Here is a 21,536-nt window from a genome sequence, read left to right as displayed (position 1 = left end):
GAAACGCACATGACTTCGCATACTTTCAAACCTGATATGCCGCCGCCGAACAAAGTCTTCGGGCCGATGGCATGGATGCGCGCCAATCTGTTTTCCAGCTGGCTGAACACCTTGCTGACCTTGTTGGCGTTTTACCTGATCTACCTGATCGTGCCGCCAATCCTGCACTGGGCGATTCTGGACGCGAACTGGGTCGGGACCACGCGCGCAGACTGCACCAAAGAGGGCGCCTGCTGGGTGTTTATCCAACAGCGTTTTGGGCAGTTCATGTACGGCTACTACCCCGGCGACCTGCGCTGGCGTGTGGACCTGACCGTGTGGCTGGCCATCGTCGGCGTGGCGCCGTTGTTCATCTCGCGTTTTCAACGCAAGGCGGTCTACGGCCTGAGCTTTCTGGTGCTGTACCCGATCATTGCGTACTTCCTGCTGCACGGTGGCATCTTTGGCCTGACCAACGTAGCCACCAGCCAGTGGGGCGGCCTGATGCTGACCCTGGTCATTGCCACCGTCGGTATTGCCGGCGCGTTGCCGCTGGGCATTGTGCTGGCGTTGGGGCGGCGTTCGAACATGCCGGCGATTCGAGTGGTGTGCGTGACCTTCATCGAGTTCTGGCGCGGCGTGCCGTTGATCACCGTGCTGTTCATGTCCTCGGTGATGCTGCCGCTGTTCCTGCCCGAAGGCATGGGCATCGACAAACTGCTGCGGGCGCTGATCGGCGTGATCCTGTTCCAGTCGGCCTACGTGGCGGAAGTGGTGCGTGGTGGTTTGCAGGCGATTCCCAAGGGGCAGTACGAAGCCGCTGCGGCGATGGGCCTGGGTTACTGGCGCAGCATGGGCCTGGTGATTCTGCCGCAAGCCCTGAAGCTGGTGATTCCCGGCATCGTCAACACGTTTATCGCGCTGTTCAAGGACACCAGTCTGGTGATCATCATTGGCCTGTTCGACCTGCTCAACAGCGTCAAGCAAGCCGCCGCCGACCCGAAATGGTTGGGCATGGCCACTGAAGGCTACGTGTTCGCCGCCCTGGTGTTCTGGATTTTCTGTTTTGGTATGTCGCGCTATTCCATTCATTTGGAACACAAGCTCGACACAGGCCACAAGCGTTAGGAGTTGTTGTTATGAGCGAAGCGATCAAACAGCCTGTGAGCCCTGAAGGCATTATCCAGATGCAGGGCGTCAACAAGTGGTACGGCCAGTTCCACGTGTTGAAAGACATCAACCTCAACGTCAAGCAGGGCGAGCGTATCGTGCTGTGCGGCCCGTCGGGTTCGGGCAAGTCCACCACCATCCGCTGCCTCAACCGTCTGGAAGAGCATCAGCAAGGCCGCATCGTGGTCGATGGCGTGGAACTGACCAACGACCTCAAGCAGATCGAAGCGATCCGCCGCGAAGTCGGCATGGTGTTCCAGCACTTCAACCTGTTCCCGCACCTGACCATCCTGCAGAACTGCACGCTGGCGCCGATGTGGGTGCGCAAGATGCCCAAGCGCAAGGCTGAAGAAATTGCCATGCATTACCTGGAGCGCGTGCGTATTCCGGAGCAGGCCCACAAGTTTCCAGGCCAACTCTCCGGCGGCCAGCAACAGCGCGTGGCGATTGCCCGTGCGCTGTGCATGAAGCCCAAGATCATGCTGTTCGATGAGCCGACGTCGGCACTCGATCCGGAAATGGTGAAAGAGGTGCTGGACACCATGATCGGTCTGGCCGAAGACGGCATGACCATGTTGTGCGTGACCCACGAAATGGGCTTTGCCCGCACCGTGGCCAACCGCGTGATCTTCATGGACAAGGGCGAGATCGTCGAACAGGCGGCGCCGAATGACTTCTTCGACAACCCGCAGAATGATCGGACCAAGTTGTTCTTGAGCCAGATTTTGCATTGATCGATGTTTGAAACGATAAACCCGGCCTGGTGCCGGGTTTATTTTTGCCTGCTGGTTTTATGCTGAGGCTTTGTTTGCGAGCTGTTGCGCGTCTTGTGCAATAAGCAATTGGTTCAGGTCTTCGCCGACATTGAGGGTTTCTATCTCGGCCAGCAGGTGCGGATGTTTATCCAGCAGGCGCATCAGTGTGAGCAGCGGCTCGGGCGGAAAAATCTCAGCCCTTTCATAGCGGGAAAATGCATTGTGCCCGCGGCCGATCAATGTTTTCACCGCTTCCTTTTGCGTCAGGTGCAGTTTTCGGCGGATCCGCTTCATTTCGGCGGCAATGATTTTCCTCGCGTCGATCAACAATTGGTCACTGGCGTCGGAATAACGCTCTGCGCTGTCGTCGTCGTGATCGAATTCGATTTCCTTGCAGGCCTGGCATTCCCAGCCCGCAATGCCTGGAATATCGCGGGTCATGCCGCGAGTGTTGATCGTGAAGGTACGTCCTTCGAAATGCTGCATTGCGTCATGAGATCCGCAGCTCATACATTGCTGGGTTTTCATAAGGTGTTCTCCTTAAAGGAGATTACGGGAGCCCCACCGCTAGGGCGGTAAGTCACTTTGATGTAAATCTCCGTACCGTAAATTTTGATCAAATAGACGTCCTGCCACACCCGGTGGTCTGAATAGGTCGTCATCGATTTGTACAACATACGATGCTCAAGGGCGCAGATCACAAGCCGCATCTGGCCGATGCTCAATTCAAGTTGTCGTGCCCCCTCGCGCGCGCTGGCCGTAAATGCTCTCTCGCCCAACCTGATGACATCCGCTTTTATCACCGCCAGATCGTAATGAGGTGTGTACTTTTCCATAAGACACCCAAGTCCAATAATTACCCTCTAAGGGTAATTTTACCAATCGAAAATTCAGTTCCTTCTGCTGCCTCAAAACCCTAGTGCGTTGCCTTTGTAGGCAAGTCCGAATAGGCTGTAGGAAAATTCATCCTATGATTGGACGAAAGCGCAAAATCCATGACAGACATCGCCCCCTTGATCAAACGCTCGCTGGTCGATCAGGCCCTGGAGCAGTTGCGTCGGCGCATCACTGAAGGCAAATGGGCCATCGGCGAGCGCCTGCCCACCGAGCCCGAGCTGTCTGCCGAGCTGGGCATCAGCCGCAATACCGTGCGCGAGGCCATGCGCGTATTGGCGTTTTCCGGCTTGATCGACATTCGTCAGGGCGACGGCAGTTATTTGCGCTCGATGACCGATCCGCTGGGCGCAATGCGGGCGTTGTCCCATTGCACCCTGGAGCAGGCGCAGGAGACCCGGCAGATTCTCGAAGTGGAGGCCATCGGGCTTGCGGCGGTGCGCCGTACCGAGGCTGATCTGAGTGCGATGCGTGACGCACTCAAGGCCAGCGCCGAGCTGTATCACGGCGACCTGGAGGCTTATATCAGCGCCGACCTGGTGTTCCACAAGCACTTGGTGGACGCGGCGCACAACCCGGCCTTGAGCGAGCTGTACCAGTACTTCTCTGCCGTCGTCGCCGCCCAGTTGCGCCAGACCCTGAACATTTCACCGCGTCGCCAGGCCGTGTTTGATCTGCACATCGCCCTGCTCGACGCCGTGGAACAGCAAGATCCGGAACGCGCCAAATCCCTCTGCCGGCAGTTGATCAATGAACCTTGAAACCAAACGACTCACTGAACTCGAAGAGTTATTAATCGACGCCGAAGCCGATGACGACCTGGTGCAGCACACCCCGCCGGTCGTTGCGCGGCCGTGGCTGTTACTGCTGGGCCTGATTCTGGTGGCGCTGAACCTGCGCCCGGCATTGTCGAGCATGTCGCCGTTGCTGGCTGAAGTCTCCCAGAGCCTGGGGTTGTCGGCAGCCAAGGCCGGTTTGCTGACCACCTTGCCGGTGCTGTGCCTGGGCCTGTTCGCACCGATGGCGCCGATCCTGGCGCGGCGCTTCGGTGCTGAGCGCGTGGTGCTGGGGATTCTGTTGACGTTGGCTGCCGGGATCATTTTGCGCAGTGCCTTCGGCGAGGTCGGGCTGTTCGCCGGTAGCCTGATTGCCGGTGCAAGTATCGGCATCATCGGCGTGTTGTTGCCGGGCATCGTCAAGCGTGATTTCGCCAAACAGGCCGGCACCATGACCGGCGTGTACACCATGGCGCTGTGCCTGGGCGCCGCCTTGGCTGCCGGCTCGACGGTGCCACTGAGCAAGCATTTCGGTGACAGCTGGAGCATCGGCCTGGGCTTCTGGATTCTGCCAGCGCTGGTGGCGGCGGCGTTCTGGTTGCCACAGGTGGGGCAAAAACACGGCGCCCATCAAGTTGCGTATCGCGTGAAGGGGTTGCTGCGTGATCCGCTGGCCTGGCAGGTAACGCTGTACATGGGCCTGCAATCGTCGCTGGCCTATATCGTGTTCGGTTGGTTGCCGTCGATTCTGATCGGTCGCGGCCTTACGGCGACCCAGGCGGGCCTGGTGCTTTCCGGCTCGGTCATCGTGCAGTTGGCCAGTTCCCTCGCCGCACCTTGGCTGGCCACGCGCGGCAAGGACCAGCGGCTGGCGATTGTGGTGGTGATGGTGTTGACCCTCGGCGGCCTGTTCGGCTGCCTGTACGCGCCCATTGATGGTCTATGGGGCTGGGCGATCCTGCTGGGCCTAGGCCAGGGCGGCACTTTCAGCCTGGCGCTGACCTTGATCGTGCTGCGCTCGCGCGACTCACATGTCGCGGCCAACCTGTCGAGCATGGCCCAGGGCTTTGGCTACACCCTGGCATCCCTCGGGCCGTTCGCGGTCGGGCTGGTGCATGACTGGACGGGCGGCTGGACGGCCGTAGGCTGGATTTTTGCCGTGATCGGCGTGGGCGCCATCGTCGCCGGGTTGGGCGCGGGCCGTGCGGTGTACGTGGGCGTGCGCAGCGAGAAGGTTCAGCGAGATGGCAGGTGAGGAGCCGTAAACCTGCTCCCGTGCCAGGCAGGCTTGGGCGCCACCCCAAGCCCTGCGCTTTTCAGGCGTTACAGGTAGCGCATTTCCAGAGTGGCCGAACCGTCGATGAGCACTTCGTTACTCAGGTCCATCCCGTCTGTGCGGTCGATGATGGTTTGCACTTCCAGGTCGGCGACCAGGTCCTTGGTCGGCAGCGGTTGGCTGGCGTCGTTCATGGCGGCGATGGACATGTACAGGCCCGGATCGAGGAACTTTTCCTTGTTCCACGAGCTTCCCTGGTCAGTAGAGCCAATGGTCTGCACCGGCACATTGTCGGCGAGCGGGTTACTCAGCGTCAAAATGTAACGCCCAAGCTTCTGATCGCCATTGATCAACCCCAGGCCGTAGTCGCTGGAGTTGCTGGTCGAGCCGACGCGGTTATCCACGCCATACAGGGCGAATGCCGTTGCGGCCTCACAGGTGACGGTCAGGCTCAGCGTATGGTTGCCGATGATGGTGTATTGGGCCGGGTTCAGGTCCTTGGCGGAAATCTTGCCGTGGTCGATCACCCCACCATTGGACAGGCTCGGCGTACACGCGCTGGGCGTGATCAGGCCCTTGACGGTCAGCTCGGCAGTGGATGCCGCCGAAGCGCCAGTGGCGGTGGCCAGTAATAGCGCAGTGGTCAAGACAGGGAAAAGCTTGTTCATTTAGCGGTTACTCCTTGGGTTGGAAAACGTCGGTGCTACAGATAAGTCACTTCCAGGGTGGCGGAGCCATCCATGCGAATGTCGGTGCTCAAGTCCAGGTTCTGCTTGGCGTTGATCACCGCTTCCAGGGTCAGTGTGCTGTTCAGGGTCTGGATGCCGGAGGGGCCCGCGGTGCTACCTTCCAGGTCGGTAAAGCCCAGCAGGCTGTTGGCGCCGATGTCGATCGGGTTGCGGTTGGAGGTGCGCCAGGCCACGCCGCCGGTGGTGGACTCGGTGCCGTAGATGTACGGCACGGCATCGGCCACGGTCTGCTTGGGGTCGAACTTGACCGAATACACGCCGACCTTGTTGCCGCTGCCGTCCAGGCCCAACCCGTAGTAAATCTCGCTGTTGACGTGGGCCGTGCCATCGCGGTTGTCGCGCATGCGCAAGGCGTAGCGGGCGGCGCCGTTGCACGTGACGGTCAGGTTCAGGGACTTGAGCGGCAGCCGTGTGCCGGTTGTGAGGTTAAGGTCTTGCTGGGAGATTTTGCCGAAGTCGACCAACCCTGCGGCTGACAGGGTTGGCGTGCAGGCCATCGGCGTAATCAGCCCATCGACCCTCAGCTCTACGCTGGAAGCGGCGAGGCTCAGCGGGTTGAAGAAGATAAAGGGCGCGAGAATCAGATATCGAAAGGTCATGGGGGCTCCGGGAGCGCTTACAGGTAGGTGATTTCGAGCGTGGCCGAACCGTCGAGCCGAACCTCAGTGCTCAGGTCCAGGCTGTCGAGTGGTGCAATAAATGCCTTCAGGCTCAGTAAAGCGCTCAGGTTTTGCAGGGCCTCGGGGCCCTGGGTGCTGCCGGCCGCCGGGGTAAACCCCAGAAGGCTGCGCGCGCCAACGTCGATGGGACTGCTGTTGGCAATGCTCCAGGCCGAGCCGCCCGTGGTGGAGTCGGTGCGATACACCTGGGAGAAGTTGTCGGCGCTGATCTGGGCAGGGTCGACCGTCAGGTAGTAGCGCCCGATTTTCTGCCCGCGTGCATCCACGCCCAAGCCATAGGCGGTTTCATCCAGGCCGCCGGTGGCGGAGCCGTCGCGGTTGTCCTTCATGACCAGGGCAAACGGCGTCGGCCCGTCACAGGCCACCGTGAGCGTCAGCGGCCGGGCCGGCAGGCGTGTGTCCTGATCGTGGCTCAAGTCGTTGATCGACAGCTTGCCAAAGCTCACCGTCCCCCCGTTGGACAGCCCGGGCGTGCAGGCCGCCGGCGCAAAGTGCGCTTGAAGGCGCAGCGCCCGCGAGCGCCCGGAGCCGGCAGCCTCGATTCGCCCGGTGGTGTCCCAGGTAACGGCATCGCGCACAGGCGTGGCGCGCTCCTCGGCATAGGCACTGACTGCCAGCTGCAGGGAGAAACTGCGGCCTTGCGCCGGCAGGCCGTTGAGCATCGGTACGATGCCATGCTCGGGGCGCCAGTCCAGGGCCTGGGCGCTGGCAATCGGCGGCTGGCCGCTGGCCGCCAGCAACCCCAGCGCTACCGCGCGGCCGTCCAGCAGGCCACCGTGTACGTGCACGCGGTAGCTGCCGCCCTGGGTGAAGCGCAAACGCTCGGCGCTGGCGGCCAGGCCGCGGTAGAACACGCTCAGGTCGCTGCTCTGCGGGCAGTCCAGGGTCATGCTCAGGCGCCGTTCACCCAGCAGTCGTTCCGGGCCGTGTGCCGGGTCAATGGCGCGGCGGATCGAGCCGAAATCCAGCAGCGACTCACTCACGTCCAGTCGGCAATCGTCCTGGGCCTGGGCGGTGCCCGTCAGTAGCAGGGCGGCGAGGCAGTAATGACGTTTCAAGAGAGTCCTCACAGGGTCAGGCAACGGGCGGGGGCGGCTTCGAAATACACGTCGGGGTCGGCCTTTTGCGGCAGGTCAAAACGCAGGGCGCAACGCGGCTGCCCAGGGCCCTTGATCCATAGCGGCCGAGGGTTGAGCACATCGGGCAGGAATACCTGGTTGCCCTCTTGCACCAGCGTGACGAACTCGCCGTCGTCGGTGGTGACCGTCGCGCCGCGCGGCACCGGCCGGTCAAGGGTCAGCAAGGCCCGACGTGTGAGGGCGACGCCGAACGCCAGCCGGTCGACGGCGCCGCGCCCTGCCGAAACCACGGCCAGGCCATTGCTGATGTCGGCATTGCGCGGCAACGAGCGCGTCTGCACTTCCACCGGGCTACGGCCATAGGCGTTGACCTGCGGCACCACGGCCTGGCCTTGCCAGTCGGTCCACACCGGGCCGCTTGGCGTACTGACCTTGACGCCGGGCATCTGGCCCACCGACAGCAGCGCAAAGGTGTCGCGCACCGGGTAGGGCGACAAGGTCACACCGTCGCCATGCACCACCACACCGCCGCGCGCGCCGCCCTGGTAGCTGGAACGCGCGTCGCTGGAGCGGCTGTAGTTGAAGTCCAGCTGACTGTAGAACGGCAGGGCCGAAACCCCGAGGGATGACTCCACCTCGCGGTCGCGGCTGTCATGTTCAACGCCCACCCGATAGGCCAGTTGATCGTTGAGCGGTTCGTTGACGCCGATGCCGATGCGGTGCTCGCCCCCGGAGTTTCGCACCCAGGCGCGGCCTCGACGGTTTTCGCCCAAGGGCAGGCTGAGGTTCAGGTACAGGCTGTCATCGTTGTAACGGCGGCCGCCCATTTGCCATTCGGCGGTGGCGGACAGCGATACGCCGCCCACTTGCGTGCCCCACGACGCCAGTGCGCGACTGCTGCTGTCGCCGGCAAAGGAGGCGGCGCGCGACACGCCGGCGCTGAAGGCTCCCAGCCATGGATGCGCCCAGGAGACCGTGGCGCTTTGCTGGTCGCGGTAGCGTGAGCGCTGCTGCTCGCGGGTATGGGCGGCGTAGGTCGATTCGGTGAGGTCGCGATAGCCTTCGCTGCGCCACGTGTTGGCGGCGCTGATGGCCCAGCGTTCACCTATTTGCTGGGACCACGAGAGGTCCACCTGCACGCCGCGCGCTTGCGCCTGGCGAGTTGCCTCGGCGGCGACCACAGCCCATTGCAATTGGCTGTCCTGCCAGGGCAGCACACCCAGGTTGGCCCCGACCGAGCGATAGTCTTGGGCCACCAGCAGGCCGCTGCCCAGGGTGATCAGTGGGTGGACTGCAGCCGTCCCCCCGGCGCTGACCACCCAGGGGTCGGCGCCATTGCTGTCGCCGATGTTGCGCACTGTGCCGGCGGTCACGGCGTAACCCGGTGCCGGCAGACCCAGCCCGAGCATTGCCGCCGGCACGCTGAAGCGCCGTTCTTCGCCGGACGCTTCCTTGACCGTCACTTCCACATCGGAGCGCCCGTTCAAGCGCGGCACTTGGCTGAGGGAAAACGGCCCCGCGGGGACCACTGTGGAGTGAACCAACGCACCGTTTTGCCGCACCTCCACCTGGGCCGGGCCGTTGGCGATGCCATTGATCGTCGCGCCCTGATCCTGGTCTTGCAGCGACTGCTCGGTGAGCACTTGCACGCCGGTGATCGGGGCTCCCGGGCTCCCGCCAGCACCGGGTTGTAGAGGTTGATCTGCCCGGCCTGCAACACCGCCTGCTGGCTGGCAAAGGTCCGTTGGGCGTAGGCATCCAAGTGGTTGCTGCGCGAGACGCCGTCCTGCCAGGTCTGTACCTGGCGGCTGCGCACGATCCAGTCGCCGGCATTAAAGCCGACTTCGGTGTTGGCCGAGCCGAACCGGCTGCTGCTGTCGCCGTATTCGTTGTGCAGGCCGGTCACATCGTAGTTGAGCAAGGCTGCGAAACCGCCGGTGGTGTAGCCGGAAACGTCCTGCGGCGCAATGCGCAGCGCCTGTGTAGGCACTACCAGTGACAGGGCCAGGCTGGCCGGGTCGGGTTCGATCACCGTTTGCGGGTAGTGCTCGACAAAGGCGTGGCAGGCGTCGACGCGGCGTGGCGGTGGGACCAGCTGACCGGCTTGCAATAAAGCAGCGTCAAAGCACACCGCGCCGTGGTCATCGAAGCTGACATCGACCCGACCGCGCCGTTGGCCATTGACCTCCAGGTTGACGGCGTGGCGGCCGCGGGTAAAGCGTGGCGTTTCCAGCAGCAGGCTGGCCAATTGCGGGTCGATGCCACGCTGGTGCAGGGTCTGGTGGTCGAACGAACCGGTTGACGGCGCGTCGTCTGCCCAGGCCTTTTCGGCCAGCAGCAGATGGCTGAGCGCCCAGGCGATGCCGCCCAGTTGCACGAGTGACGGGCGCGGCATAACGCCGGACAGGGCTTCGCCGTCACGGTAATTCATGACTGTGTTCACACAATTACACTCTTTTGAGGGAAGCCCGAGGCAAGGTTTGCGGACGCGCCAGGCGGCCTTCCCGGTGACCTTCGCAGGGGTCACTTCGTTTTATAGAGGCGTCGGCAGGGTTCGACGCGGTTGGATCAAGGCGTGATGGGAGCCTCGTAGGGCGCGACAGCAAAGCCATACACCGTGGCCGGCTGCAGGCGCACTGACGTCGCCCCCGTCCCCTGGGCCGCGACCGTCAGGGTTTCTCCCGGCAACACATACGTGCGCGGCAGCAAGGTCGAGCCGTTGCCGGGCAACAGCCGCAACGCCTGCGCAAGGCGCACCACGTACGGTGTGGGGTTGCGCACGCTGAGCCGGTCGCCGTCCAGGTGCCAGGTCAGGCCCAGCCACGGCTCACGGTTGGGTGCCAGACCCTTGGGGTGCAGGATCACCGGCAGGTTCTGGCGCACCGTGACGCCCACTTGGGCACGCCCGGCTTCGGCGCCGGTGCGTTGCTGGGGCATGCCTTCGAAGACCACCCGTTTGAGCCGCTGGGTTTTAAGCGGCTCGTCCGATTGCAGGATGAACCGCACCAGCTGACGCTTGCCGGGCTCCACCCGTGACAGCGGCGGAGTGACGAACAGCAAGGTGGCCCGGTCTTCGGGAACGTCTTCGAGGGTCACGTGCAACAGGGCCAGCTTGCTGTCGGTATTGGTCACAGACACGGCCGCTTCGCCGTCCGCCTCGTGCACGATCACCACCGAGGTGTCTGGCACCATTCCATCGGCCAGCGCCGCGGCGGAGCACCATACAGCGAGGCCGGCACAACCGGCGCGTATCCAGGAAACATGCATCGTCATCTGAGGACTCATTCACTAAGGGTTACAGGTACTTGAGGTCCAGGGTGATCGAACCTTGCAAAGGCACTTCTTGTTTCAGCGTCAGGCTATTGGCCGGGCTGATGGCGGTGTCCACCCGCAGGCTGGCAACCAGTTGCCTGATGGGAATGGGCAGCAGCGTGTCGAGCCGGGCGAAACCCATGTAGTGCCTGGGATGTGCATTGGGCTCTGGGTGCCAGGTGCTTCCGCCGTCCGCGGAGCTGATCACCTGCAGGGCGCTGCCGTCGCCCACCGGCCCGCGCAATGACAAACCTACCGAGCCCAGGCGTTCGCTCGGCGCGTGAATGTTCATGCCCAAGCCGTACAGAACCTCGGGGTTCACAGAGGAATCCGGCTGATTGTCGATACCCACCAGTGCAAACAGCGTCGGCCCTTCACAGTTGATGCCCAGGCCCATTTGCCGGCTGGGCAGTGGCGTGAACTCACTCGGTCTCAAAGTGCGCGCCGGGATCTTGCCGTAATCGATCAGGCCGCTGTCGGACAGCGACACAGTGCAGGCCTGGGGCGTGATCCGGCCGGTAACGCTCAGGTCCACGGTTGACGCGGCGAAGGCCGGCGTCAGGTGCAAGGCGAACAGCGTGAGCGCCCGGGTGATGGTCGATGGGTTCATTGCGTCGTTATCACCGTGGGGGTTGGGTGGCGCCAGTTACAGGTACAGCACTTCAACGGTGGCATTGCCATCGATGACCACTTCGCGGGTTAACGTCATGCTGCTGGTGGGCGCAATGACGCCGCCCACTTGCAGTTCAGTGGCGAAGTGCTTGACGGCGATCGGCACGCTGAAATCGGCGGCAGCGCTGGGGGCATACAGGCCACGCGTATCCAGGTTGATGGCCCTGATCCAGCTGCTGCCATTGGTAAGCGAAACGCTCACGTCGGCGGGGGTGCCGTCGGCCACCGGGTTCTGGAAGTAAAGCCAGGCAGAGCCGATCTTTTCCCCCGCGTCCGTCAGGCCAAGCCCCATGTTGGCGCCGATGGTATGGGTGCCAGGGCGGTTATCGATGAGTTTGAAGGCCATTGGCGTGGTGGCTTCGCAGGCAATCTGCAGGTTGAGGGTGACCTGCGGCAGGTCAGTGCTGTAGGTCGGGTGCAGATCGTTGACCGAGAGTTTTCCGTAATCGACGGTTCCTCCGGCCGACAGAGTGGGTGTGCAGGCGCTGGGGGTGATCAGGCCCTTGACCGTCAGGTCGATTGTGGAGGCGGCGAAGGTACTGGTGCTGGTGCCCAGCAGCAGGGCGGTAGCAAGGGCATTGCGCAGGTTGTTCATCGTGCGGGCCACTCCTGATTTGGCAGGTAAAAGAGCAAGGTCGGGCTTACCAGTACTTCACTTGCAGCGTGGCATGACCATCGATGGGCATTTCGTCCACCAGGGTCAGGTCGGTGGCTTTTACCAGGGTGGTGAAGGCGCTGAGTCGGGCGGTCAACACCTTCACCGCAATCGGGACGTTGAGGTTGTCGGCGGCGGCGAAAGCGGTCAGCCCGGCATGGCCCAGGTACGTCGAAGGACGCCAGTCGGCACCGCCGTTGCTGGATAAGAGGGTGCGCACCGGCACATTGTCGGCAACCGCATCCAGTACGTTGAACGCCACGCTGCCCAGCATCTGGTCGTCATTGACCCGGCCCAGGCCATGGCTCGCCGAGTGGATGGCCGAGGTGCCGGAGCGGTTGTCGACGGTGGTCAGGGTGAACAGGGTTTCTGCCTCGCAGGTGACCTCCAATTGCAGGTTGACGGTCTCCAGGCGGGTAGGCAGTTGGGGATCGAGGTCCTTCACCGTCAACTTGCCATGATCGACCACACCGCCACTGGACAGGTTGGGCATGCAGGCGCTGGGCGTGATCAGGCCGGTGATCCTAAGGTCAGTGGCGCTGGAGGCAAATGCCTGGGGAATGACGGCCATCAGCGCCATGAACACTGGGGCGAGGGTGCGATGGATCATGTAAAACCTCCAAGTAGGGCGATACGCGCGAGGCTGATCCGATGCGTTGTGGCACCGGGTCAGCGAGCCTTGTTTACAGGTACTTCACTTCGATCGTGGCGGAGCCGTCGAGGGACACTTCATTGCTCAGGTTCAAGTCTTGCGCAGGCGCGATCTGGGTCATCACGGCCAAGTCAGTGGTCAGGTCCTGAATCGGCACGGGTACATACAGGCCACCGGAAACACCGCCGAAACCGGCCAGGTTGCCGCTGTACCAATATTCACCATCAATCGCGCTCCAGGTTTGCCCGCCGTTGTTGGACTCCAGGGGTATGACGGCGACGTTGTCCGCAACCGGGTTCACAAGCTCAAGGTGGTAGGTGCCGATTTTCTGCGTGTTATCGATCAAGCCCAGCCCATAGCCCGTCGCGACGATGGCTGAGGACGCCCGGTTGTCGTTGCCGTTCAAGCCAAACAAGGTCTGGGCATCGCAGTTCACATTCATCTGCAAGGTCACGGCTGGCAGATCAGTGGGGGTGCCTTGATTGAGGTCCTTGGCGGAAAGCTTGCCGTGATCGACGATGCCGTTGGCGGACAAGGTCGGTGTGCAGGCACTCGGGGTGATCAGGCCTTTGACGATCAACTCCACCGAGCTTGCGGCAACAGCCTGGCCTTGATGAGCGGCCACTAAAAAGAGGGCGAGTGCTGCTAGGGACTTATTCATGTCGTGAGGTTCCGGTGCAAGGATTGCTGACTGTGCCTTGGGGCAAACAGCCATGTGTGTTGCGACCCATGGAGAGGACAGGCCGCGCCCCTTGTTGGGGTGCGGCGAATTTATAGAGGGGGGCGAGTTGGGGAAATACAACAAATACGAGAGTAAGCGGATAGGGCAAAGGCGTATTCGCTCATGTCAGAACCGGCTTTTGTTTACGTGGAATTGTGAAGTTTCGTAGTTTTTGTATCGTCCAGGCGCAGTCATTCGAATACGTTTTGCGCCACTGAACCGTCATAAAACATCAAAAAGATGCTTCAGAATGCCGCGCCCGATCGGCCAGAGCGCGGCCGTTTCCTGCACGCATGGCGTGCCATCATCGTCCGTCGATACGGTAAGTTGAGGTAGTCATGTCATCAGGCACTCCCCCAGGCAGCATGGGTGGGGATGAGCCGCGGGCGTTGACCGCCGCGCCTGCCTGCTGGCAACGGCTCAAGGTGTTGGTGGTTGACGACCATCCGGCCTACTGCCTGCTGATGAGCGGAATTCTCGACCGCCTCGGCCTGGGCCACAAAGCGTGCAGGGATGGGCGTGCCGCACTGGCTGCGATGGACGTGCAGCACTTTGATCTGATCCTGACCGACTGCCAGATGCCGCTCATGGACGGCTATGCCATGACGCGCGAAATCCGCCGCCGCGAACGTGAGGCGCTGTCGACGCGACTGCCCATCATCGGCCTGACCTCAAACCTGGGCCCTGACGAAGTCCGCCTATGCCTGGAAGCCGGCATGGACGCGTGGCTGATCAAACCGCTAACTTTTTTGCAGCTGCACCACGTCCTGGTTTATTGGCTGGACCAAGCCCACGTGGGCGCATTCGAGCAGGGCACAAAGGCACAGGCATTGGTCGGGCAAAAAGGCTGGCCAACCCGTACGACGCTGGTGCAGATGTTTGGCCGCAGCGAAGTGGTGGACAGCATGCTTGGCAGCCTGATCCATGAAGCCCGGCAAGACCTGCGCGCGCTCTCGGGCGCGGTGGTGCGCCTCGATGGCGCCGACACCGTTCAACACCTGCACCGGTTGATTGGCAGCGTGGCCTTTCTGGGCGTCACCTCGCTGGAGAAACGCGGCCTGCAACTGATGACACGGGTAAGTGGCGACGGCGTAGCCACGCATGCCCGCGACTTGATCCGGTTGCGCCAGGACCTGATGCGTTACCTGGCGTACTTGTCGGCACTGTGAAGACGCAGGCTTTCATCCGGGGTGAAGGAAGATTTCGCCCTGAGCTGTAGCTCCTTTCTGACGGCCTGCTCTGTTTGTTTTGTAGGTATAAATCTCGGTAGCCAAGAATGCTGCACGGGCCGCCCTGGCTGCTTTTCTTGGCGGTTGTTGCCGGCCACATCCGGCGCTATTTTGCGTAGGTCAAGTTGCCATCATGGTGGGTCTCATGCTTCGCGTAATAATTGCTGACGATCATCCGATTGTGCGTATCGGCCAAAAAGTCGTGATCGAGGCCAGTGGAAAGTGCAAGGTGGTCGGCGAGGCCGACGGCCCCGATCAACTGCTGGCGGTGCTCGACAGCACGCCGTGTGACCTGCTGGTGACCGACTTTGCCATGCCGGGCAATCAGCAGGCTGATGGGTACGGCCTGTTGAGCCTGATGCAACGTCAATACCCGCGATTGCCTGTGATTCTGGTGACCATGTTCGCCAACATCGCCACGCTGCGCGCTTCCTTCGCACAGGGCGCGCGGGCCATCGTGGCCAAGAGTGCCTCGGCCAGAGAGTTGCCGCAGGCCATCAAGGCGGTGAGCGAAGGCCATACCTTCGTCAGTGAAAGCCTGCGGGTGCAGTTGGTGGAAGCTGGCCCCGGCGACCAGCAAGCCGTGCCGCAGTTGTCCGGCAAAGAACGCGAGGTGGTGCGCATGCTCGCCAGCGGTATGACCGTCAGCCAGATTGCCGCCCGGGTCAATCGCAGCATCTCGACCATCAGCAAACAAAAAAGCACGGCCATGAGCCGGTTGTGCATCTCCACCGACGTGGATTTGTTCGCCTATGCCCGCAGCAGTGGCATGGTGCCGTAAGCGTGGTCATTTGCGCGGCGAATGTCGGTAGCCTTACCGGCGCTGGCGGCTTATCGTGCGCCTACCTTTTCGACGCCTGCGGAGCCTGCCCATGAGTGATGCCCACAACGCCCTGATCACCGAGTTCTACAGTGCCTTCCAGCGCCTGGATGCCGAAGCCATGGCCGCCTGCTACACCGACGATGTGGTGTTCAGCGACCCCGCGTTCGGCGAGCTGCGCGGGCGTGACGCAGGTGACATGTGGCGCATGCTCACCACCCGCGCGAAGAATTTTTCCCTGACCTTCGACCATGTGCGCAGCGATGAAACCACCGGCAGCGCGCATTGGGTGGCGACGTACCTGTTCAGCGCCACCGGCAACACGGTAGTCAACGACATTGGCGCGCGGTTTGTGTTTCGCGATGGCAGGATCTGCGAGCACCACGATCACTTCGACCTGTGGCGCTGGTCGCGCCAGGCACTGGGCCTCAAGGGGTTGTTGCTGGGTTGGTCGCCTGCGTTGAAAAACGCCGTGCGCGCCCAGGCGCTTAAAGGCCTGAAGGCATTTCAGGCCGGTCGTTGATAAGATTGGCACTCCTCTGGTTTGCCGAAACGACCTGTGACTGATCTTCCTGAACCCAAACCCTGGTTTGTCTACCTGGTGCGCGCCGCCAATGGCTCGCTGTATTGCGGCATCAGCAATGACCCGGTGCGCCGCTTTGCTTCTCACCAAAGCGGCAAGGGCGCGCGGTTCTTTTTGTCCAGCCCCGCGGTGGCTTTGGTGTACACCGAGCAATGCGCGAGCAAGGGCGAGGCGCTGCGCCAGGAGCGGCTGATCAAAAAGCTCAAAAAGAGTGCCAAGGAGTGCCTGGCGGCGAGCGGTTCATTGATTTGACTGATGGGTTCCCATCGCCCGCACGTGGGGTGTTGCAGGCTAAGCTAGCGGCTCACTTACTTGAGCGGAGCCTGGCATGTCTGAGTTGATCCTGCACCACTACCCGCAATCCCCCTTTGCTGAAAAAGCCCGCCTGATGCTGGGCTTCAAGGGCTTGTCCTGGCGCTCGGTGTTTATCTCGCCGGTGATGCCCAAGCCTGACCTCACGGCCCTCACCGGCGGTTATCGCAAGACGCCGGTGCTGCAAGTCGGCGCCGATATCTACTGCGACACTGCCTTGATCGCTCACCGCCTGGAGCAGGAAAAGTCCGCGCCGGCGCTGTTTCCCCAAGGCCTGGAGCTGGTCACGCAAAGCTTCGCCGCGTGGGCCGATTCGTTGGTGTTCTCGCATGCCGTTGCGCTGGTGTTCCAGCCCGAATCCCTGGCCGTCAAGTTCGCCAAGGTGCCGCCGCAGATGCTTGACGTGCTGGTGGCGGACCGCGCCAAACTGTTCAGCGGCGGCACTGCGACCCGCGTGCAATTGGATCGGGCCAAGCACCAATGGCCGACGATCATCAGCCGCATCGATCAGCAATTGCAGCACCAGGCAGGGGATTTCCTGTTCGGCGAGCCGTCGATTGCCGACTTCGCCCTGGCGCATCCGTTGTGGTTCCTCAAGGGCTCCACGGTGACGGCGCCGCTGGTGGATGCCTATCCCGCCGTCGCTGCCTGGCTGGACCGTGTACTGAGCTTTGGCCATGGCACCGCCAGCGAGATAAGCGCCGAACAGGCCTTGGACGTGGCGCGTAACGCGACACCTGCGGCCTTGCCGGATGAACTGTTCGAGGACTTGAACGGCTTCAAGCCTGGCCAGCAGGTGACCATTTGCGCCACCGATTACGGCACCGACCTGGTGGCCGGCGAGTTGCTGTTCGCCGGGCGTGAGGAATTGATCCTGCGGCGTACCGACGAACGCGGCGGCACCGTGCATGTGCATTTCCCACGGTTGGGGTTTCGCATTCAGGCGCAGTAACTCAAATTATTTTCAAAACAACGTGAGGTAAATCCACCGCCCATCCGTGTAGTGCTTGAAACTGCGATCTATTCGCATTAACAGCGTTTTCTACACGGGTTCTCAGAGCATGAAATCGACGGCGGGCGGTTGGGTAAAACGGTGGCTGGGAGCCTCGGTACTGGCGGTGTCGGGGCTGGCGTTGCTGCCCCTGGCCGTTGCGCAGGCGCAGGAGCAGCAAAGCGCCCAGTTCAATTTTGCGCTGGCAGCCAAGCCACTGCCTCAGGCCCTGAGTGATTTCAGCCGCGTCACCGGAATCAGCGTGATCTATACCGATGAAGCGCCCTACGGTCTCAGCGCCCCTGCCGTCAGCGGGCAGATGAGCGCGACCCAGGCCCTGCAACGCCTGCTCGGCCACTCAGGCTTTACCTTCCGCCAGATCGACGCCCGCACCTTGGCCCTTGAACCTGTGCCCACCGACGGCGCGGTCAACCTCGGCGCCACCACCATCAGCGGCGCCGGCCAGGCCCAGGACAGCACCAGTTACCAGCCGCCGCCCACCAGTTCGGTGATGCGCTCCCATGGCCTGTTGCTGGAAACCCCGCAAACCGTCAACGTGGTGCCCGCCCAGGTGCTGCGCGACCAGACCCCGCGTAACCTGGACGACGCTCTGGCCAATATCAGCGGCATCACCCAGGCCAACACCTTGGCCAGTACCCAGGACGCGGTGATGCTGCGCGGGTTTGGCGATAACCGTAATGGCTCGATCATGCAAGACGGCATGCCCGTGGTGCAGGGGCGTGCGCTGAACTCCACCGCTGAGCGCGTTGAAGTGCTCAAGGGGCCGTCTTCATTGTTGTACGGTATTCAGGACCCGGGCGGCGTGGTCAATATCGTCAGCAAAAAGCCGGAACTGACCCAATCCACCTCCCTGACCGCCCGTGGCTCGACCTTCGGCGACGGCAAGAACGGCAGTGGCGGTAACCTCGATACCACCGGCCCGATTGGCGACAGCGGCCTGGCGTACCGACTGATCGTCGACCGTGAAGACGAAGATTACTGGCGCAATTTCGGCACCCACCGCGAGACGCTGGTAGCGCCGTCCCTGGCCTGGTACGGCGACACCACCAAAGTGGTCTTTGCCTACGAGCACCGCGAATTCCTCTCGCCGTTCGACCGGGGCACCGCCATCGACCCCAAGACCAATCACCCGCTGAACATCCCCACGACCCGTCGCCTGGATGAGCCGTTCAACACTATGGAAGGCCGCTCCGACCTGTATCGCCTGGAAGTCGACCACGACTTGAACGACGACTGGAAGGCGCACTTCGGCTACAGCTGGAACCGCGAGACCTATGATGCCAGCCAGGTGCGCACGGTTTCGGTCAATCCCAATGGCACCCTGACCCGCAGCATGGACGGCACGCGGGGTGCGCTGACCACCGATCGCTTCGCCACGATGAGCCTGGAAGGCAGCGTCAACGTCGGTGGCATGCAGCATGACCTGGTGTTCGGCCTGGACGATGAGTACCGCAAGATCTACCGCGCCGACTTGATCCGCCAGGCGCAACGCAGCGCCTTCAGCTACCTCGATCCGGTCTACGGCAAGGACGTGCAAGGCACCACCGTCAGTGCCAAGGATAGCGCCCAGACGGACCTGCTGCGCAGCGACTCACTGTTTTTCCAGGACGCCATTCACCTGACCGATCAGTGGATCCTGGTGGGCGGTGTGCGCTATCAGATGTACGATCAGTACGCCGGTAAGGGTGTGCCGTTCACGGCCAACACCAACGGCAATGGCCAGGCGTGGGTGCCGCGCGCCGGCCTGGTGTACCGCTACACGGATGAGTTGTCGTTCTACGGCAGCTACACCGAGTCGTTCAAACCCAACTCCACCATCGCCGCCTTGGCTGACGGCAGCACCTTGACCGGCGACCTCACGCCTGAGGAATCCAAGTCGTGGGAACTGGGGGCCAAGCTCGACATCCCGGGGCGTATCACCGCCAGCGCGGCGTTGTTCAATATCGATAAACGCAACGTGCTGGTCTCGGTGGGATCAGGGGCCAACACCGTTTACAGCATTGCCGGTCAGGTGCGCTCCCGTGGCCTGGAACTGGACGCCACCGGCCAGTTGACCGACCAATGGAGCGTGATCGGCAGCTACGCCTACACCGATGCACTCGACACCAAGGACAAAGACCCGACGCTTGAGGGCAACCGCCTGCAAAACGTGGCCAAGCACACGGGCTCGCTGTCGGCGGTCTACGATTTCGGCGCTATTTTTGGTGGTGATCAGCTGCGGTTGGGCGCAGGTGCCCGCTATGTCGGCGAGCGCGCAGGCGATGCCGCCAACGATTTCAACCTGCCGGGCTACACCGTTGCCGACGCGTTTGCCACCTACGACACCAAGATCGAAGGCCAGAAGGTCAAGTTCCAGTTCAATGTGAAGAACCTGTTCGACCGCACGTACTACACCTCGGCCGCGAGCCGGGTGTTTGTGTCGCTCGGCGATGCGCGGCAGGTGTCGGTGTCCAGCACGCTTCAGTTTTAACGTGCCAGGCGGGCATTCAGTCGCGGGCGGGCTGCTGTGGCGAGCGGGCTTGCCCCGCGTAGGGCTGCGAAGCAGCCCCAAAACCAAGCACTGCAGTGTGCCAGGAAATACGCGGTGGCCTTGCCAGGGGCCGCTTCGCGGCCCAGCGCGGGGCAAGCCCGCTCGCCACAACAAACCCGGTGGCCGCCGCAAGCCCACTGGCCACGACAGCCCCGCTCGCCACAACGGCATTGAGCTGGTAGCGTTGCCGCCACTGAAGACTTCGCGGGAAAACGCTACTGATGCACTTGGGCAGATGGATACACACCAGCGCGATGCTGGTTGGCTTGAGCTTCTTGCTGGGCGGCTGCGCGAGCGTGTCGCAGACCTCCACCCAGGCGACCCTGAACCAACTGCTGGCCGACCCGGCGCTGCACGGCGCCACGGTTTCGCTGACGGTGCGTGACGCGCGCAGTGGCGCCACGCTTTATCAGCACAACCCGCGCACGCGTCTGGTCCCCGCGTCCAATCTCAAGCTGCTGACCACGGCGGCGGCGATGGACGTGCTGGGCCCGCAATACCGGTTCTCCACGCAACTGCTGAGCAACGGCATACGCCAGGGCGATCGCCTGACTGGCAATCTGTACCTGCGTGGCCTCGGCGACCCGACGATCCAATTCGCCGACTACCAGGCCCTGGCCGCGCAGTTGGCCAGCCAGGGCGTGCGTCAGGTCCAGGGCGATCTGGTGTTTGACGACACCTGGTTCGACGCCGAGCGGCTCGGTGTCGATTGGTCCCACGATGATGAGACCACCTACTATGGCGCGCAGATTTCGGCGCTGACCGTGTCACCCAACGCGGATTTTGATGCGGGCAGCGTGCTGGTCACGGCCAAGGCGCCGGCGCGTGTCGGCCAACCGGTGAGTATCGAGATCTTTCCGCCCACCGACTACCTGCAATTGAGCAACCGCGCCGTCAGTGGGCCGGGCAATACGTATGGCATCAACCGCCGCCATGGCACCAATCTTCTGCAGCTCAGCGGCGCGGTGGCGCCGGGCAGGCAGAGCCCGCAGCTGGTCAGTGTCTGGGAGCCGACGCAACTGGTGGCCAACCTGTTTGAACACGCATTGGCGCAGCAGGGCATCACGGTGCTCGGGCGGCGGGTGATGGGCGGTGCAAGCCCGGTTGCGGCGACCGTGCTGGCCGAGCATCAATCGGCGCCGTTACAGGAATTGATCACGCCGCTGCTCAAACTCTCGAACAACAACATGTCCGAAGCCTTGCTCAAGGCCATGGGCCGTCAGACCGCCAATAGCGGCACGGCGGCGGCGGGTGTGGTGGCCGTCGCCGGTTTCCTCAAGCGCCAGGGCCTGGACACCACGGCGCTGCGCCAGGTCGACGGCTCCGGGCTGTCGCGGCAGAACCTGGTGTCGTCGCAAACCCTCACCGACCTGCTGCTGGCCGCGCGCAAACAGCCGTGGTTCAACGCCTGGTACAACGCGCTGCCGATTGCCGGCAACACTGACCGCATGACCGGCGGCAGCCTGAGCTATCGCCTGCGCGGCACGCCGGCTGAAAACAACCTGCATGCCAAAACCGGCTCCATGGGCGGCGTCTCGTCATTAAGCGGCTACATCAACGACGCCCATGGGCGCACGTTGGTGTTCTCGATGCTGAGCAATAACTACGTGGTGGCCGGCGCGCAGGTCAAGGCGCTGGAGAACCGCGTGGCCGTGGCCCTGTCTCGCTGGGACGATTGAT

21 protein-coding genes and 1 pseudogene are annotated in these 21,536 nt (G+C 62.6%); 11 read left to right on the top strand and 11 right to left on the bottom strand.

What is annotated here, in order from left to right:
• The first annotated feature begins 9 nt into the window (after positions 1-9).
• On the top strand, positions 10-1,107 hold the full coding sequence (locus AACU78_RS01740; RefSeq protein WP_106579517.1) for an amino acid ABC transporter permease: 1,098 nt from the start codon (positions 10-12) through the stop codon (positions 1,105-1,107).
• Between the two features lie 11 nt (positions 1,108-1,118).
• Complete coding sequence (locus AACU78_RS01735) at positions 1,119-1,883, top strand: amino acid ABC transporter ATP-binding protein (protein WP_003171943.1); 765 nt, start codon at positions 1,119-1,121, stop codon at positions 1,881-1,883.
• Between the two features lie 57 nt (positions 1,884-1,940).
• On the opposite strand, the gene AACU78_RS01730 is transcribed toward AACU78_RS01735, so the two are convergent.
• Both AACU78_RS01730 and AACU78_RS01725 read right to left on the bottom strand, forming a co-directional pair.
• Positions 1,941-2,432 carry a type II toxin-antitoxin system MqsA family antitoxin gene (locus tag AACU78_RS01730; protein WP_106579516.1) on the bottom strand — a complete coding sequence of 164 codons (492 nt, stop codon included), beginning with the start codon at positions 2,430-2,432 and terminating at the stop codon, positions 1,941-1,943.
• Positions 2,429-2,740 (bottom strand): type II toxin-antitoxin system MqsR family toxin, encoded by a 312-nt coding sequence (locus AACU78_RS01725; RefSeq protein WP_106579515.1) that lies wholly within the window; start codon positions 2,738-2,740, stop codon positions 2,429-2,431. The genes AACU78_RS01730 and AACU78_RS01725 overlap by 4 nt, the downstream gene beginning before the upstream one ends.
• 159 nt (positions 2,741-2,899) lie before the next feature.
• On the opposite strand from AACU78_RS01725, the gene AACU78_RS01720 reads away from it, so the two are divergent.
• Together AACU78_RS01720 and AACU78_RS01715 are read left to right on the top strand one after the other, a co-directional pair.
• Positions 2,900-3,559: a FadR/GntR family transcriptional regulator gene (locus tag AACU78_RS01720; protein WP_106579514.1), complete on the top strand. Its 660-nt coding sequence runs from the start codon at positions 2,900-2,902 to the stop codon at positions 3,557-3,559.
• On the top strand, positions 3,549-4,829 hold the full coding sequence (locus tag AACU78_RS01715) for a CynX/NimT family MFS transporter (protein ID WP_106579513.1): 1,281 nt from the start codon (positions 3,549-3,551) through the stop codon (positions 4,827-4,829). Before AACU78_RS01720 ends, AACU78_RS01715 begins: the two co-directional genes overlap by 11 nt.
• A 68-nt stretch (positions 4,830-4,897) precedes the next feature.
• Here the strand turns inward: AACU78_RS01715 and AACU78_RS01710 are convergent, their stop codons facing one another.
• The 9 genes and pseudogenes from AACU78_RS01710 to AACU78_RS01670 form a co-directional block, all read right to left on the bottom strand.
• On the bottom strand, positions 4,898-5,518 hold the full coding sequence (locus AACU78_RS01710; RefSeq protein ID WP_106579512.1) for a DUF1120 domain-containing protein: 621 nt from the start codon (positions 5,516-5,518) through the stop codon (positions 4,898-4,900).
• 35 nt (positions 5,519-5,553) lie between these two features.
• Positions 5,554-6,198 carry a DUF1120 domain-containing protein gene (locus AACU78_RS01705; protein WP_106579511.1) on the bottom strand — a complete coding sequence of 215 codons (645 nt, stop codon included), beginning with the start codon at positions 6,196-6,198 and terminating at the stop codon, positions 5,554-5,556.
• Between the two features lie 17 nt (positions 6,199-6,215).
• A complete protein-coding gene (locus AACU78_RS01700) occupies positions 6,216-7,337 on the bottom strand; it encodes a DUF1120 domain-containing protein (RefSeq protein ID WP_106579510.1) in 1,122 nt (373 codons plus the stop codon).
• Between the two features lie 8 nt (positions 7,338-7,345).
• Positions 7,346-9,801: pseudogene (locus AACU78_RS01695) on the bottom strand (fimbria/pilus outer membrane usher protein).
• A 125-nt stretch (positions 9,802-9,926) separates the two neighbouring features.
• Entirely contained in the window at positions 9,927-10,625 is a 699-nt protein-coding gene (locus tag AACU78_RS01690; RefSeq protein ID WP_371924193.1) for a fimbria/pilus chaperone family protein, read from the bottom strand.
• Between the two features lie 28 nt (positions 10,626-10,653).
• Entirely contained in the window at positions 10,654-11,280 is a 627-nt protein-coding gene (locus AACU78_RS01685; protein ID WP_106579508.1) for a DUF1120 domain-containing protein, read from the bottom strand.
• A 36-nt stretch (positions 11,281-11,316) separates the two neighbouring features.
• Positions 11,317-11,937: a DUF1120 domain-containing protein gene (locus AACU78_RS01680; protein ID WP_106579507.1), complete on the bottom strand. Its 621-nt coding sequence runs from the start codon at positions 11,935-11,937 to the stop codon at positions 11,317-11,319.
• A 46-nt stretch (positions 11,938-11,983) separates the two neighbouring features.
• A complete protein-coding gene (locus AACU78_RS01675) occupies positions 11,984-12,607 on the bottom strand; it encodes a DUF1120 domain-containing protein (protein ID WP_106579506.1) in 624 nt (207 codons plus the stop codon).
• 73 nt (positions 12,608-12,680) lie between these two features.
• On the bottom strand, positions 12,681-13,310 hold the full coding sequence (locus AACU78_RS01670) for a DUF1120 domain-containing protein (RefSeq protein ID WP_106579505.1): 630 nt from the start codon (positions 13,308-13,310) through the stop codon (positions 12,681-12,683).
• A gap of 398 nt (positions 13,311-13,708) precedes the next feature.
• Here AACU78_RS01670 and AACU78_RS01665 point away from each other — a divergent pair, with 398 nt between their 5' ends.
• The 7 genes from AACU78_RS01665 to dacB all read left to right on the top strand — a co-directional run bounded on the left by AACU78_RS01665 (position 13,709) and on the right by dacB (position 21,535).
• On the top strand, positions 13,709-14,539 hold the full coding sequence (locus tag AACU78_RS01665) for a response regulator (protein ID WP_234452621.1): 831 nt from the start codon (positions 13,709-13,711) through the stop codon (positions 14,537-14,539).
• Between the two features lie 205 nt (positions 14,540-14,744).
• Complete coding sequence (locus tag AACU78_RS01660; protein ID WP_106579504.1) at positions 14,745-15,380, top strand: response regulator transcription factor; 636 nt, start codon at positions 14,745-14,747, stop codon at positions 15,378-15,380.
• A 91-nt stretch (positions 15,381-15,471) separates the two neighbouring features.
• The gene (locus AACU78_RS01655; protein WP_106579503.1) at positions 15,472-15,942 is read left to right on the top strand and encodes a nuclear transport factor 2 family protein; all 471 of its coding nucleotides are present in this window, start codon (positions 15,472-15,474) and stop codon (positions 15,940-15,942) included.
• A gap of 36 nt (positions 15,943-15,978) precedes the next feature.
• Positions 15,979-16,254 (top strand): GIY-YIG nuclease family protein, encoded by a 276-nt coding sequence (locus AACU78_RS01650; RefSeq protein ID WP_025855645.1) that lies wholly within the window; start codon positions 15,979-15,981, stop codon positions 16,252-16,254.
• Positions 16,255-16,330: 76 nt separating this feature from the next.
• A complete protein-coding gene (locus tag AACU78_RS01645) occupies positions 16,331-17,266 on the top strand; it encodes a glutathione S-transferase family protein (RefSeq protein WP_106579502.1) in 936 nt (311 codons plus the stop codon).
• 109 nt (positions 17,267-17,375) lie between these two features.
• Positions 17,376-19,796, top strand: a complete 2,421-nt coding sequence (locus AACU78_RS01640) for a TonB-dependent siderophore receptor (RefSeq protein WP_106579501.1) — start codon at positions 17,376-17,378, stop codon at positions 19,794-19,796.
• Positions 19,797-20,077: 281 nt separating this feature from the next.
• Positions 20,078-21,535 (top strand): D-alanyl-D-alanine carboxypeptidase/D-alanyl-D-alanine endopeptidase, encoded by a 1,458-nt coding sequence (gene dacB / locus AACU78_RS01635; protein WP_106579500.1) that lies wholly within the window; start codon positions 20,078-20,080, stop codon positions 21,533-21,535.
• The last annotated feature ends 1 nt before the right edge of the window (position 21,536 follow it).

Source organism: Pseudomonas sp. R9.37, assembly GCF_963878885.1.
Classification (GTDB): Bacteria; Pseudomonadota; Gammaproteobacteria; order Pseudomonadales; family Pseudomonadaceae; genus Aquipseudomonas.
Note: the sequence above shows the minus strand (reverse complement) of the source record. Positions and strands in the feature narration are given on the sequence as shown.

Excerpts from the sequence above, each read along its gene's own strand:
- AACU78_RS01740 (WP_106579517.1), top strand. The coding sequence starts at position 10 with ATGACTTCGCATACTTTCAAACCTGATATGCCGCCGCCGAACAAAGTC.
- AACU78_RS01735 (WP_003171943.1), top strand. The coding sequence starts at position 1,119 with ATGAGCGAAGCGATCAAACAGCCTGTGAGCCCTGAAGGCATTATCCAG.
- AACU78_RS01730 (WP_106579516.1), bottom strand. The coding sequence starts at position 2,432 with ATGAAAACCCAGCAATGTATGAGCTGCGGATCTCATGACGCAATGCAG.
- AACU78_RS01725 (WP_106579515.1), bottom strand. The coding sequence starts at position 2,740 with ATGGAAAAGTACACACCTCATTACGATCTGGCGGTGATAAAAGCGGAT.
- AACU78_RS01720 (WP_106579514.1), top strand. The coding sequence starts at position 2,900 with ATGACAGACATCGCCCCCTTGATCAAACGCTCGCTGGTCGATCAGGCC.
- AACU78_RS01715 (WP_106579513.1), top strand. The coding sequence starts at position 3,549 with ATGAACCTTGAAACCAAACGACTCACTGAACTCGAAGAGTTATTAATC.
- AACU78_RS01710 (WP_106579512.1), bottom strand. The coding sequence starts at position 5,518 with ATGAACAAGCTTTTCCCTGTCTTGACCACTGCGCTATTACTGGCCACC.
- AACU78_RS01705 (WP_106579511.1), bottom strand. The coding sequence starts at position 6,198 with ATGACCTTTCGATATCTGATTCTCGCGCCCTTTATCTTCTTCAACCCG.
- AACU78_RS01690 (WP_371924193.1), bottom strand. The coding sequence starts at position 10,625 with ATGCATGTTTCCTGGATACGCGCCGGTTGTGCCGGCCTCGCTGTATGG.
- AACU78_RS01685 (WP_106579508.1), bottom strand. The coding sequence starts at position 11,280 with ATGAACCCATCGACCATCACCCGGGCGCTCACGCTGTTCGCCTTGCAC.
- AACU78_RS01680 (WP_106579507.1), bottom strand. The coding sequence starts at position 11,937 with ATGAACAACCTGCGCAATGCCCTTGCTACCGCCCTGCTGCTGGGCACC.
- AACU78_RS01675 (WP_106579506.1), bottom strand. The coding sequence starts at position 12,607 with ATGATCCATCGCACCCTCGCCCCAGTGTTCATGGCGCTGATGGCCGTC.
- AACU78_RS01670 (WP_106579505.1), bottom strand. The coding sequence starts at position 13,310 with ATGAATAAGTCCCTAGCAGCACTCGCCCTCTTTTTAGTGGCCGCTCAT.
- AACU78_RS01665 (WP_234452621.1), top strand. The coding sequence starts at position 13,709 with ATGTCATCAGGCACTCCCCCAGGCAGCATGGGTGGGGATGAGCCGCGG.
- AACU78_RS01660 (WP_106579504.1), top strand. The coding sequence starts at position 14,745 with ATGCTTCGCGTAATAATTGCTGACGATCATCCGATTGTGCGTATCGGC.
- AACU78_RS01655 (WP_106579503.1), top strand. The coding sequence starts at position 15,472 with ATGAGTGATGCCCACAACGCCCTGATCACCGAGTTCTACAGTGCCTTC.
- AACU78_RS01645 (WP_106579502.1), top strand. The coding sequence starts at position 16,331 with ATGTCTGAGTTGATCCTGCACCACTACCCGCAATCCCCCTTTGCTGAA.
- AACU78_RS01640 (WP_106579501.1), top strand. The coding sequence starts at position 17,376 with ATGAAATCGACGGCGGGCGGTTGGGTAAAACGGTGGCTGGGAGCCTCG.
- dacB (WP_106579500.1), top strand. The coding sequence starts at position 20,078 with ATGCACTTGGGCAGATGGATACACACCAGCGCGATGCTGGTTGGCTTG.